Here is an 11,993-nt window from a genome sequence, read left to right on the forward strand (position 1 = left end):
GGGCGAAGCTATCCACCCGGACGTACGAGACGGTGACGTCCGGGTGAACAGCAGGTGGTCTACTTCGCTTCGCGCCTGGGTCGCGACAGCGCCATCTTGGTCATCATCTTGTTCATCCGGGCCAGCGCCTTGAGCGAGTTGTTGTAGTAGTTGCCACCGGCGCCGACGCTCAGCCGCGGCACCACCACGGTCTCCTGCCGGCAATACTTGCGCACGCCGTCGACGCCGCCGAAGCGCGCACCGATCCCGGAGGTCTTCCAGCCGCCCATCGGGGCGGTGGTGCACATCAGGTTGGAGATCACGTCGTTGACGTTGACGGCACCGCAATCCAGCTGCAGCGCAATGTCCTTGGCGCGCTCGATGTCCTTGGAGAACACCGCCGCACTCAGCCCGTACGGGCTGTCGTTGGCCAGCCGCACGGCCTCACCGACGGAGGACACCTTCATGATCGGCAGCGTGGGACCGAAGGTCTCCTCGGTCATACACGCCATCGAGTGGTCGACGTCGACGAGGACCGTGGGCGGGTAGAAGCTGCCCGCTCCCTCGGAACGCTTGCCGCCGGTCAGCGCCTTGGCGCCCTTGGCCAGGGCATCGTCGACGTGCCTGGCGGTGATGGCCACCTGGGACTCGTCGATCAGGGCGCCGAAGTCGTAGCCCTCCCCCGAACCCACCTTCAGGTTCTGCACGGCGTTGACCACCGCGGCGACGAACTGGTCGTAGACCTGTTCCATCACGTAGACCCGCTCGACGGACACACAGGTCTGGCCCGCGTTGAACATCGCACCCCACACCGCGGCATTCGCGGCAAGCTCCACATCGGCGTCGTCGAGCACGATCATCGGGTCCTTGCCGCCCAACTCGAGACTGACCGGGGTGAGCCGGCGCGCGGCACGCTCCATCACCTTCACGCCGGTCGCCGACGATCCGGTGAACTGGATGTAATCGGAGTTGTCGATGACGGCCTCGGACACCTCACGCGCGCCCTGGGCCAGCGCCAGTACCTCGGGGGCGCCGGAATCCAGCCAGCCGCGGAGCAGCACCTCGGCGGTCAGCGGGGTGCGCTCGGACGGTTTGAGCAGCACCGCGGCGCCGGCGGCCAGCGCGCCGATGGCGTCCATCATCGCGTTGGCGACGGGATAGTTCCACGGCGCGATGATCCCGACGACCGCACGCGGCCGGTAGTGCACGGCGATCTTCTTGATGGACAGGAACGGCAGCGGGGCGGGGCGGCTGTCCGGTGCCATCGCCTTCTCGACCGTCTTGATGTAGTACGACAGGATCATGATCAGCAGCGGCACCTCTTGGGCCGCGTCGGTGGCCGACTTGCCGGTTTCGGCGATCAGCAACCGCTCGATCTCGTCACGGTGGTCGCCCAGCCAGACGGCGTAGCGGGCGAGCACCTTGGCGCGGCCCTTGGCGCCGCGGGCTTCCCATCCGCGCTGCGCCTCGCGCAGCCCGGCGGCGATCTGTGGAACATCGGCGGGGTTGGTCCAGCGCACCTCGCCGGCCACCGCGCCGGTGGCGGGGTTGAGGATGGTCGACACGTCGGAACGGTCTGCTGTGGCAGTCATGGAGCCATGTTAAACCGGGGCTGTGACGTAGCTCGCACCGGGGTTGACACCTGTCAAGTCGGGGCCAGCGTGCCCTTGAGGTATGCGGCCTGCCCGAGGTGCTGTGCGCTGTCGTCGACGATGCTGACCAGCCGCACGCTCGCCGTCACCGGCGGATCCCAGTTGTCGTCGACGATGCGGTTCAACTCGGCGTCGTCGATCGACGCGATGTACTCCAACGTCACCTTGTGCACCGCGCGGTAGTAGCCGGCAAGCAGGTCCGCCGGGGCACGCACCTTGGCCACCTCATCCGGGGTGTGCCCGTACCCCATGTCATTGCCCGGCAGGTCCAGCCCGAAGCGTTCCCGCCACCCGTCCCGGATCCACACCTGCTCGGTGCCCGCGATATCGGCCAGCTGGATATCGTGCTGCCGGGCGCTGTGCCAGATCAGCCAGGCAACACTGTTCGCACCGGCCACCGGCTGCCACCACGACACCTCGTCGGACAGCCCATCGGTCAGCTCGTCGACATGCTCGACGAGTCTGGTGAAGGAGTCCCGAAGCAGTTCTCTGGCTGCATCACTCATATTCGCCAACGTACTCACTGCGCGGCGAGCAGGTACTCGACATCGTCGGTGACGGTGCCGCGACAGCCGGCGCTGAAGGTCGCCACTCTCTCGCCAGACACCGTGCGCACCGGCGCCGCGGTCCCGCCGGGCTTGAGCGTCTCGACGATCTCGGCGACACCGACACCCCCGGAGACGCACGGCTCGCTCACCCCCGCCGAGCGGCGGCCGAACCCGTTGCCGTCGAACTGCAGCACCGAGAAGTCTTCGGGCGCTTCGCTGTTCACCGATACGGTGACACATCTGGGCTCGGCCCGCAGGCAATGCGTGGCGACTTCGTGGTTGGCTACCTGCTCGGCACCCGGGCGGCCCCGCGGCGTGCGCGTCAACGTGTACGCGCCGGTGAAGCCCGCCGCCGCGGAGGCGACCCGAGCCGGCTGGTCCGCCGGATCCGGCACCGGAACGCCACCGAGGGAGTCGTCGGCCTTGGTCATGATCGGCCGGTGCACCTCGATGAACGGGCAATCACCGGCGCCCACCAGCGTCACGGTCGGCGTCAGCGCGCCCTTGGCATCCACCGCGATATCCCAGATCGACCACGCCGGCGCACTGTAGGTCACCCCGTCGGCACCGGTGCAGGACGGCCCGGTGTCCACGGTCCAGACCATCGACCAGTGCCCTTGGGCGTAGTCGGCAACGCGCACCGCGGCCAGCGGGGTTTCGGGTTTCGCCGGATCGGGGATGCCGCCACCGGTGGCGACGCACCCGTCGTCCCCACACGCGGTGCGAAACGCCCAACCGTTCTTCTCGCGCCGCAGATCGTCGACGGCCACACCGTTGCGGGTGCCGGAGCCGGTCCACTCGATCACATAGAGGCCGTCCAGCGGGACCGGCGGCGCGGCCACCGGCACCGGACTGCTCGTCGTCTCCGCGGCAGGTGGCGCAGTCGGCGCGGCCGCGTCGTCGTCCTGGGCGGGTGCGCACCCCGCGAACACCATCACCGTGGACATGGCCGCCATCAACGCCGATCGCTTCACGCAGCCCATCCAATCACGATTAGGACGATCGTTCTAGTGTGCCGGCGCCGCCCCGTGGAACACCGCCTCCACGTTGTTGCCGTCCGGGTCCCGGACGAACGCCCCGAAGTAGCCCGGGTGATACTCGGGCCACAGCCGCGGGGCGTGCAGCGACTCCGCACCCAGTTCCAGGGCCGCGTCGTAGAACGCCTGTACCGCGTCGGTGTCCGCGGCGTGGAACGCGAAATGCGTCTCACGGTTCGGGCCGGCCGCCTCGCCGGCGCTCATATCTGCGATCCAGAAGTCCGGTTTGCCGTCGACGCCGTAGCCGATGGCGACCGGGAAATCCATCTGCCGGGTGAACCCCAGTACGCCGAGGACCTTGTCGTAGAAGGCCTTCGACTTCTCCCAATCCGCACAGTTGATTCCGAAGTGATCTATCACACCGTGACCGTACATTCGGGGTATGACATATGAGCTCGTTATCCGGGGCGGCACCATCGTCGACGGACTCGGTGGCGATCCGTACATCGGGGACGTCGCGATCTCCGACGGGCTGATCGCCGCCGTGGGCACCGTCGACGGCACGGCCGACCGGGAGATCGACGCGACCGGACTGCTCGTCACGCCCGGCTTCGTGGACCTGCACACCCATTACGACGGTCAGGCCATCTGGAGCGACCGCATGACACCGTCATCGGCGCACGGGGTGACCACCGCCGTGATGGGCAACTGCGGCGTCGGCTTCGCGCCGTGCCGACCCGAGGACCACGACACCCTGGTCGACGTGATGGCCGGTGTCGAGGACATCCCCGGTGTTGTGATGGTCGACGGCCTGCCGTGGACGTGGGAGACCTTCCCGGAGTTCCTCGACGCCCTCGACAGCCGCCGCCGCGATATCGATGTCGCCGCTTTCCTCCCGCATTCCCCGCTGCGGGTGTACGTCATGGGCCGGCGCGGCGTCGACCGTGAACTGCCCACCGCCGAAGACCTCGCACTGATGCGCAAACTCGCCGAGGAGGCCATCCGGGCCGGCGCCGTCGGGTTCGCGTCGTCGAGGCTCACGTTGCACAAAACCGCGGGCGGACAACCGATCCCGAGCTACGAGGCCGAGTACGCCGAGATCGAGGCCATCGCCCGCGGGGTCGACGACGCCGGCGGTGGACTGCTGCAGTTCGTACCCGATCTGATGGCCGGTGATTACGAAGGGGCGCTGAAGGCGGTGTTCGACGTCGCCTCCGAGGTGGGCCTGCCGGTGACGTGCACCCTCGCGATCGGCAACGCCGGTCCGCCGATCCATCTCGATGCGTTGCGGATGGTGGAGAAGGCCAATGCGAAGGTAGGCGCCGACGGACCAATCGTGACGGGCCAGATCTTCCCGCGACCGATCGGGCTGGTGCTCGGACTCGATCTGTCCGGCAACCCGTTCGTCATGTACCCCTCCTACCGCGAGATCGCCGATCTGCCACTCGCCGAACGCGTCGCCGAGATGCGTAAGCCCGACGTGCGGGAACGCATTCTGACCGACACGCCGGCCGCTGACGGGCACCCCCTGATGTTCGCCGCCCAGGCCTGGGACTACATGTACCCGCTCGGCGATCCGCCGAACTACGAACCGGCGGAAGAGCATTCGATCGGTGCACGCGCCCGGTCCCGCAATGTCAGCCCACTCGAGGAGGCCTACGATCGCCTGCTCGACGATGACGGTCACGCCATGCTGTTGGTGACGCTGGCCAATTTCCGCGACCACTCGCTGGACACGGTGGCCGAGCTGATCCAGCGCGATGACGTCGTCCTGGGCCTCGGCGATGGCGGCGCCCATTACGGAATGATCTGTGACGCAAGCTTCCCCACGTACATGCTGACGCACTGGGTGCGCGACCGCCCGGCGGGGCGGCTGCCGCTGCCGCGAGTGATCAAGGAGTTGACCTCGGTGCCGGCCCGGATCGTCGGGATGGCCGACCGCGGACAGCTGACCGTGGGATACAAGGCCGACGTCAACATCATCGATGCCGCCGCGATGCGCCTGCACCAGCCGACGGTGCAGGCCGACCTGCCCGCCGGGGGCCGCCGGCTCGATCAGCGGGCCGACGGCTATGTCGCCACCATCGTGTCCGGCGAGATCATCGCCGAGAACGGGGTGCCCACCGACGCACGGCCGGGCCGGCTGGTACGCGGGCGCCAGGCCGCGCCCACCTCGTGAGCCGCGTCGCACCGCTCACGCCCCCGTGGAGCGAGGAGGACACCGCCGGCATCACCAGCTGGGGCCATCCCGACCGCACCTACGAACCGTTGCTGCTGGTGCGGGTGCTGCAGCGCCATCCGACGCTGGCGGCCAGGCTGCGCACGCTCGGAGAGGCGCTGTACGTCGACGCGTTGCTGCCGCCACGGGTGCGCACCATTGCGATCCTGCGGATCTGCGCGCTGGTCGGTTGCGGGTACGAGTGGGGCGGCCAGGCGGCGTTCTGGGGCCCGATTGCCGGGGTGTCCGACGCCGAGTGCGACGCATTGGTCACCGGGGCGGCCGTCGAATGGTCGTCGGATGAGCGGGTGCTGATCGCCGCCGTCGACGAGCTCGAAGGGTCCGGTTCGTGGTCGACGGCAACCTGGAACGCGTTGGGCGACAGCCTCTCCGACGAACAACGCCTCGAGCTGCTGATCGCGGTGGGCTGGTACCGGACCATCTGCACCCTGTGCAACGGGCTGGATCTACCCGTCGAGGGCTGGATGCGGCCCTGGCCGTCAGCCGGCTGAGGACGCCCGCTTCAGCGCGGGATGCTGCTTGGCCAGCACCGGCAGCAGCAGCCGCTTCGGGATCAGCTGGAAGAGCCGGGTGGACAGCTGGCTGGCCACTCCCGGGATGACGCTGCCACGGTCGCCGGCCAGGGCGTCGATGCCGGTCCTGGCGACGTCGCGCGCGGGCATCCACATGAATTTCGGGAAGGCGTCCGCGAATTCACGTTCGTCCATTCCGGCGGCCGCGATGAACTCGGTGCGCACCGGGCCGGGGTTCAGTGTCGCCACGGTGACACCAGTGCCGGCCAACTCGGCGCGCAGCCCGTCGGTGTAGGACCGGACGAACGCCTTGGTCGCCGCGTAGCCGGCCTGCCCGGGGAAGGGGTGGAAACCGGCGGTCGAGCCGACGTTGAGGATGGCACCGCGACCGCGCGGGACCATCCGCTGCACCGCACGCGTCGTCAGGTCGATGACGGCCTCCACGTTGACCCGGATCTGGGCGATCTCGTCGGCCACGTCCGCGTCCTTGACCGCGCCCATGGTGCCGATGCCGGCATTGTTGACCAGGATGTCGGCCTGCAGTCCGCGTCGCTCGACCTCGTCGAGCAGTCCGGCGCGAGCCCCGGGATCGGAGACGTCGCAGGCGATGACCTCCGCCCGGGCCGATCCGGACAGTTCGGCGGCCAGCTCGCGCAGCTTGTCCTCGCGCCGCGCGACCAGGGTGACCCCGTATCCGCGGGAAACGAGCTCACGGGCGATATCGGCCCCGATACCCGCCGACGCCCCTGTGATGACGGCTGTGGTGGTCGGAGACGGTGCGGGCAACGGCATGTCTCACGCTAACCGATCGTCAGGGGGCGCGACGGCGGCCGGAGCCCGGTATCCGGTCGACGAACTTGCCGAGGCGGACCACCGTGTTGTCGAGCGGATCGACGATCTCGGTGAGCCGGCGCAGCGTGGGCAGGATCGCCATGAGTTCGTCGATCCCGGTCGCCAGCTTCTCGGCGTGGGTGTCGATGCCCTGCGCCGCGGTACTGAGCCCAGCGATCTCGTCGGCGATCTTGCTCGCATTGCGGTCGATGCCCGCAGCACTGTCGCCGAGCTCGGACAAGCTACCGGCAATGATCTGCGCCGCGCGGCGGAGCTCGGCGATATCGTCGAGCGTCGAACCCGCCCGGTCGATCAGCGATGCCAACGCCGCGGCGCGGCGGGCGGTTCGCCGGGCGGTGACCTCGGTCCAGCGCAAGGCCTCCCCCAGCCCGGGCACCGACGCGACATCGATCTGCGGCGTTCCATAGCCGATCAGCTGCATGGACTTGATTGTGCACTGCACCGCCGCCCGCGACTCGCATAGTGTCGTTTCATGAGCGTGAAGGTGGATCTGGACAAGCTCGGGCAGACCCTGGCCGATTTCCCCCTGGGGTATCTGATCACCGTCGGCGACGATTTCCGGGCCCACACGGTGGCGGTGACTCCGATCTTCGAGGGTGGTGCGTTCACCATCGGCCCGGTCGGCAAGACCACCGCGCGCAACGCCGCCGCACACGATGCCGTCACGGTGCTGTGGCCGCCGCGGGAGCCGACCGGCTACTCGCTGATCGTCGACGGCACCGCCGAGCTCACCGATGGCGGCGTACGCCTGACCCCGAGTCGCGCGGTGCTGCACCGCAGCGCCATCGAACCGGGTGCGGGCACCGACCCCGCCGGCCTGCACGACTGCCTCCCGCTGAAGGGCTGACCGGACCTCGCGGAGTTATCCACAGGTTGGCGATCTGGTCTGTCGTCGGCCACTTCTCGTGGACTGCAATTGAGGGGTGTCCGGAATTGCGCACATGCTCGCGGCGAATGGCGGGGTGGTGTCCACCGCTCAGCTTCGTGCCGCCGGGATGTCGGCGCGGGGTTGGCTGCAGGTGCGGCGCGGCTGGTATGCCGCGCAATCGGCCGACCCACTGGTGGTCCGCGCGGTCTCAGCCGGCGGTGTGCTGAGTTGCGTCTCAGCGCTGCGCCTGCGCCGAGTCTGGGTTCCCGACTCCGCGCTGCACGTCCGGTACTCGTCGCGGGCACGCCGGTCGCGTGCGGGAATTCGATCCTGCCATCCGTATCGTCTGGATCCACCCATCGTCGGCGCCGTCGACCCGGTGGACATCGCGGTCGCGGCAGCGGCGAACTGCCTCGGCACCGAGGGCATCGTCATTGTTCTGGACTCGATGCTGAACAAGCAGATGATCGAGATGGCGGATGCGCGAGCGATTGTGGCCGCGTCCCGCTATGCGCACCTGAACCTCGCCGAGCGGTGCGACGCCAAGAGCGAGTCCGGTACCGAGACGATCATCCGGTTACGACTGCACGCCCAGGGAATCCGCTTGCGGTCCCAGGTGGACATTCAGGGAGTCGGGCGGGTCGACTTCCTCGTGGGCGATCGGCTCATCATCGAAGCCGACAGCCGCGAGCACCACCTCCCCAGGTACCAATCCGACCGGACGCGGGACAGAGTGGCTACCGGCCTGGGGTTCTTGGTGATTCGACTGACTTATGAGGACGTTGTCTATCGCTGGGACGTGGTCTGCGCCGACATTCTGGCGGTCATCCGCCGGCGCGCACATCGCGGGCCAATCGCAATGTCACTCTGACAGCCACGCCATGGATATATAGGCGCGGCGACGCTGTCAGGGTGACATTGCGTGGACACTGAACACGAAAAAGCCCGGCCTGCCGAAGCTGACCGGGCTCTTCCCGACAAACAGGACTTAGAAGTCCATACCGCCCATGCCACCGGTCGGGTCGCCCGCGGGTGCGGACGCCTTCTCCGGCTTGTCGGCGACGACGGCCTCGGTGGTGAGGAACAGCGCCGCGATGGACGCCGCATTCTGCAGCGCCGAGCGGGTGACCTTGACCGGGTCGGCAACGCCGGCGGCCAGCAGGTCTTCGTACACGTTGGTCGCGGCGTTCAGGCCGTGACCGTCGGGCAGGTTCGACACCTTCTCGGCGACGACACCGGGCTCCAGACCACCGTTGAAGGCGATCTGCTTGAGCGGAGCCGACAGCGCGACGCGCACGATGTTGGCACCGGTGGCCTCGTCACCCTCGAGCTTCAGCTCGTCGAGCGCCGGAGCCGACTGCAGCAGAGCCACGCCACCACCGGCGACGATGCCCTCTTCGACGGCAGCCTTCGCGTTGCGGACGGCGTCCTCGATGCGGTGCTTGCGCTCCTTGAGCTCCACCTCGGTGGCAGCTCCGGCCTTGATGACTGCAACGCCGCCGGCCAGCTTGGCCAGGCGCTCCTGCAGCTTCTCGCGGTCGTAGTCGGAGTCGCTGTTCTCGATCTCGGCGCGGATCTGGGCCACCCGACCGGCGATGGCGTCGGAGTCGCCCGCGCCCTCGACGATGGTGGTCTCATCCTTGGTGATGACGACCTTGCGGGCGGTACCCAGCAGGGCGATGTCCGCGGTCTCCAGCGAGAGGCCGACCTCTTCGCTGACAACCTGGCCACCGGTCAGGATCGCGATGTCCTGCAGCATGGCCTTGCGGCGGTCACCGAAGCCCGGTGCCTTGACGGCGACGGACTTGAAGGTGCCACGGATCTTGTTGACCACCAGGGTCGACAGGGCTTCGCCCTCGACGTCCTCGGCGATGATCAGCAACGGCTTGCCGGACTGGATGACCTTCTCCAGCAGGGGCAGCAGGTCCTTGACGGTCGAGACCTTGGAGCTGACCAGCAGGATGTAGGGATCCTCCAGGACGGCTTCCTGGCGCTCGGCGTCGGTCACGAAGTAACCCGAGATGTAGCCCTTGTCGAAGCGCATGCCCTCGGTGAGCTCGAGCTGCAGGCCGAAGGTGTTGGACTCCTCGACGGTGATGACACCCTCGTTGCCGACCTTGTCCAGCGCCTCGGCGATCAGGTCACCGATGGACTGGTCACCGGCGGAGATGCCGGCGGTGGCAGCGATCTGCTCCTTGGTCTCGACCTCTTTGGCGGTCGAGAGCAGGCGCTCGGTGACGGCCGCGACGGCCTTTTCGATGCCGCGCTTCAGGCCGAGTGGGTTGGCGCCGGCCGCGACGTTACGCAGACCTTCGCGAACCAGTGCCTGGGCCAGCACGGTGGCGGTGGTGGTGCCGTCGCCTGCGACGTCATCGGTCTTCTTGGCGACCTCTTTGACCAGCTCAGCGCCGATCTTCTCGTACGGGTCCTCCAGCTCGATCTCCTTGGCGATGGACACACCATCGTTGGTGATCGTGGGGGCGCCCCACTTCTTCTCCAGGACGACGTTGCGGCCCTTGGGGCCGAGCGTCACCTTTACGGCGTCAGCGAGGGCATTGAGGCCCCGCTCGAGGCCGCGGCGGGCCTCTTCGTCATACGCAATTGTCTTGGCCATTGCGAAGTGTTCCTCCGGATTGGGGATAGCACGTGTCTTTGTGGTCGGGTTCAGTGCCCGCGACGGACGGCGTGGGTGTGCTCCCTGCCTCACCGGCCCGACCTAGCACTCACAGATCGAGAGTGCCAACGTCATTTTTAGCACTCGCCCTTGGCGAGTGCAAGGTTGGTCAGCGCCTGTTCACTTGGCGCGTAGCCCGTCGAACACCACGGCCAATCCCGTTTCGGCGACCGTGGAGTTGTAGGCCTGCATCGCTTGCAACCCCACGACGAGCCCTTTGACCGCCGGCACCGTGACATCGGCACGCACGGTTCCGGCGGCCTGGCCGGCGGCCAGCAGGTCTGCGACCATGCCGAGAAACTCGGCCTCGGCGTCGGGCACCGCACGGTTGATGTCGACGCCGGCACCGGCGAATGCCTCGACCAGTCCGCGGTCGGTGGCGCCCCACTCAAGCACCATCGCCCTCATCAAGGTGAAGATCCCACCGGCCGGATCCGCATCGAGCAGCGCGCGTCCCTCGTCGACGATGTTGCGCATCCGGTCCTCGATCACCGCCCGGAACAGATCTTCCTTTGCCGGAAAGTGCCGGTAGACGGTGCCCGCGCCGACGCCGGCACGCCGGGCGATCTCGTCGATGGGCACGCCGAGGCCGTCGGTGGCGAAGGTGTCGTAGGCCACCTCGAGGACCCGTGCGCGGTTCCGTGCCGCATCGGCGCGCATCTTTTTCGGCCTCCCGGGAACTAAACGAAGCGGGGCGCGCGTTCCGCATATACGGAACGACTCCTCCACTTCTGACAGGATATCTCTCATGACCGCATGGACCACCGCCGACATTCCGGACCAGACCGGCCGTACGGCCGTCATCACCGGCGCCAACACCGGACTGGGCTTCGAGACCGCCAGGGCGCTGGCCGCCGCCGGCGCCCACGTCGTCATCGCGGTGCGTGACACCGCCAAGGGCAAGCAGGCCGCCGCGCAGCTGCCCGGCACGGTGACCGTCCAGGAACTCGACCTGACCTCACTGGCGTCGGTCCGCGAGGCCGCCGAGGCCCTGAAGGGAGGTCACGACAAGATCGACCTGTTGATCAACAACGCCGGTGTCATGACCACGCCCAAGGGCACCACCAAGGACGGCTTCGAGCTGCAGTTCGGCACCAACCACCTCGGCCACTTCGCGCTGACCGGTTTATTGCTCGACGCCATCCTCGATGTTGAAGGCGCCCGCATCGTGACGGTCAGCAGCAACGGCCACAAGATGGGTGGCGCCATCCACTTCGACGATCTGCAGTGGGAGCGCTCGTACAGCCGGATGGGCGCCTACACGCAGTCCAAGCTGGCCAACCTGCTGTTCACCTACGAGCTCCAGCGCCGGCTGGCACCGCGGGGCAAGACCATCGCCCTGGCCGCGCACCCGGGTACGTCCACCACCGAGCTGGCCCGCAACGTGCCGACTGCCCTGCAGCGGGCCTTCCAGGCGGTCAGCCCGTTGATCGCGCAGAGCCCGGCGGGCGGGGCGCTCCCGTCGCTGCGGGCGGCCACCGACCCCGGTGCCCTGGGCGGCCAGTACTACGGCCCTGACGGCATAGCCCAACAGAAGGGCAACCCGGTCGTGGTGGCCAGCAGCGCGCAGTCCTACGATCTGGGCCTGCAGCGCCGGCTGTGGGCGGTCTCCGAGGAGCTCACCGGCGTCAATTTCGCCGTCTGACCACCCGGATGAGCGACACGTCTCCTGCGGATATGCGAACACGGAAC

13 protein-coding genes are annotated in these 11,993 nt (G+C 68.1%); 5 read left to right on the top strand and 8 right to left on the bottom strand.

Annotation, left to right across the window (positions count from 1 at the left end):
* Positions 1 to 59: 59 nt before the first annotated feature.
* Genes EXE63_RS10990 through EXE63_RS11005 form a run of 4 tightly spaced genes read right to left on the bottom strand, consistent with a single transcriptional unit; the run spans position 60 to position 3,576 of the window.
* A complete protein-coding gene (locus tag EXE63_RS10990) occupies positions 60 to 1,571 on the bottom strand; it encodes an aldehyde dehydrogenase family protein (RefSeq protein WP_168141979.1) in 1,512 nt (503 codons plus the stop codon).
* Between the two features lie 53 nt (positions 1,572 to 1,624).
* Entirely contained in the window at positions 1,625 to 2,137 is a 513-nt protein-coding gene (locus EXE63_RS10995) for a mycothiol transferase (RefSeq protein ID WP_168141980.1), read from the bottom strand.
* Positions 2,138 to 2,151: 14 nt separating this feature from the next.
* Entirely contained in the window at positions 2,152 to 3,153 is a 1,002-nt protein-coding gene (locus tag EXE63_RS11000; RefSeq protein WP_168141981.1) for a hypothetical protein, read from the bottom strand.
* Between the two features lie 33 nt (positions 3,154 to 3,186).
* Entirely contained in the window at positions 3,187 to 3,576 is a 390-nt protein-coding gene (locus tag EXE63_RS11005; RefSeq protein WP_168141982.1) for a VOC family protein, read from the bottom strand.
* Positions 3,577 to 3,598: 22 nt separating this feature from the next.
* Here EXE63_RS11005 and EXE63_RS11010 point away from each other — a divergent pair, with 22 nt between their 5' ends.
* On the top strand, positions 3,599 to 5,335 hold the full coding sequence (locus EXE63_RS11010) for an N-acyl-D-amino-acid deacylase family protein (RefSeq protein WP_168141983.1): 1,737 nt from the start codon (positions 3,599 to 3,601) through the stop codon (positions 5,333 to 5,335).
* Positions 5,332 to 5,886, top strand: coding sequence for a carboxymuconolactone decarboxylase family protein (locus tag EXE63_RS11015; RefSeq protein ID WP_168141984.1), 555 nt, complete (start codon positions 5,332 to 5,334; stop codon positions 5,884 to 5,886). Before EXE63_RS11010 ends, EXE63_RS11015 begins: the two co-directional genes overlap by 4 nt.
* On the opposite strand, the gene EXE63_RS11020 is transcribed toward EXE63_RS11015, so the two are convergent.
* Together EXE63_RS11020 and EXE63_RS11025 are read right to left on the bottom strand one after the other, a co-directional pair.
* Positions 5,875 to 6,699, bottom strand: coding sequence for an SDR family NAD(P)-dependent oxidoreductase (locus tag EXE63_RS11020; protein WP_168141985.1), 825 nt, complete (start codon positions 6,697 to 6,699; stop codon positions 5,875 to 5,877). The genes EXE63_RS11015 and EXE63_RS11020 overlap by 12 nt on opposite strands.
* A 19-nt stretch (positions 6,700 to 6,718) precedes the next feature.
* Positions 6,719 to 7,180 carry a hypothetical protein gene (locus EXE63_RS11025; protein WP_234904445.1) on the bottom strand — a complete coding sequence of 154 codons (462 nt, stop codon included), beginning with the start codon at positions 7,178 to 7,180 and terminating at the stop codon, positions 6,719 to 6,721.
* 51 nt (positions 7,181 to 7,231) lie between these two features.
* On the opposite strand from EXE63_RS11025, the gene EXE63_RS11030 reads away from it, so the two are divergent.
* Both EXE63_RS11030 and EXE63_RS11035 read left to right on the top strand, forming a co-directional pair.
* Positions 7,232 to 7,606, top strand: coding sequence for a pyridoxamine 5'-phosphate oxidase family protein (locus EXE63_RS11030; RefSeq protein ID WP_168141986.1), 375 nt, complete (start codon positions 7,232 to 7,234; stop codon positions 7,604 to 7,606).
* A 76-nt stretch (positions 7,607 to 7,682) separates the two neighbouring features.
* Entirely contained in the window at positions 7,683 to 8,498 is an 816-nt protein-coding gene (locus EXE63_RS11035; RefSeq protein ID WP_234904446.1) for an endonuclease domain-containing protein, read from the top strand.
* 117 nt (positions 8,499 to 8,615) lie between these two features.
* Here the strand turns inward: EXE63_RS11035 and groL are convergent, their stop codons facing one another.
* Positions 8,616 to 10,241 carry a chaperonin GroEL gene (gene groL / locus EXE63_RS11040; RefSeq protein WP_105362973.1) on the bottom strand — a complete coding sequence of 542 codons (1,626 nt, stop codon included), beginning with the start codon at positions 10,239 to 10,241 and terminating at the stop codon, positions 8,616 to 8,618.
* 180 nt (positions 10,242 to 10,421) lie between these two features.
* Entirely contained in the window at positions 10,422 to 10,961 is a 540-nt protein-coding gene (locus EXE63_RS11045) for a TetR/AcrR family transcriptional regulator (protein ID WP_168141987.1), read from the bottom strand.
* An 88-nt stretch (positions 10,962 to 11,049) separates the two neighbouring features.
* Between EXE63_RS11045 and EXE63_RS11050 the strand changes: the two genes are divergently transcribed.
* Complete coding sequence (locus EXE63_RS11050) at positions 11,050 to 11,946, top strand: SDR family NAD(P)-dependent oxidoreductase (protein ID WP_168141988.1); 897 nt, start codon at positions 11,050 to 11,052, stop codon at positions 11,944 to 11,946.
* Positions 11,947 to 11,993: the final 47 nt, after the last annotated feature.

The sequence above is a fragment of the Mycolicibacterium frederiksbergense genome (assembly GCF_012223425.1).
Classification (GTDB): Bacteria; Actinomycetota; Actinomycetes; order Mycobacteriales; family Mycobacteriaceae; genus Mycobacterium; species Mycobacterium frederiksbergense.

Bases quoted from the DNA above. Each gene is read 5' to 3' on its own strand.
- groL (WP_105362973.1), bottom strand. From the start codon at position 10,241: ATGGCCAAGACAATTGCGTATGACGAAGAGGCCCGCCGCGGCCTCGAG.
- EXE63_RS10995 (WP_168141980.1), bottom strand. From the start codon at position 2,137: ATGAGTGATGCAGCCAGAGAACTGCTTCGGGACTCCTTCACCAGACTC.
- EXE63_RS11030 (WP_168141986.1), top strand. From the start codon at position 7,232: ATGAGCGTGAAGGTGGATCTGGACAAGCTCGGGCAGACCCTGGCCGAT.
- EXE63_RS10990 (WP_168141979.1), bottom strand. From the start codon at position 1,571: ATGACTGCCACAGCAGACCGTTCCGACGTGTCGACCATCCTCAACCCC.
- EXE63_RS11020 (WP_168141985.1), bottom strand. From the start codon at position 6,699: ATGCCGTTGCCCGCACCGTCTCCGACCACCACAGCCGTCATCACAGGG.
- EXE63_RS11050 (WP_168141988.1), top strand. From the start codon at position 11,050: ATGACCGCATGGACCACCGCCGACATTCCGGACCAGACCGGCCGTACG.
- EXE63_RS11010 (WP_168141983.1), top strand. From the start codon at position 3,599: ATGACATATGAGCTCGTTATCCGGGGCGGCACCATCGTCGACGGACTC.
- EXE63_RS11045 (WP_168141987.1), bottom strand. From the start codon at position 10,961: ATGCGCGCCGATGCGGCACGGAACCGCGCACGGGTCCTCGAGGTGGCC.
- EXE63_RS11025 (WP_234904445.1), bottom strand. From the start codon at position 7,180: ATGCAGCTGATCGGCTATGGAACGCCGCAGATCGATGTCGCGTCGGTG.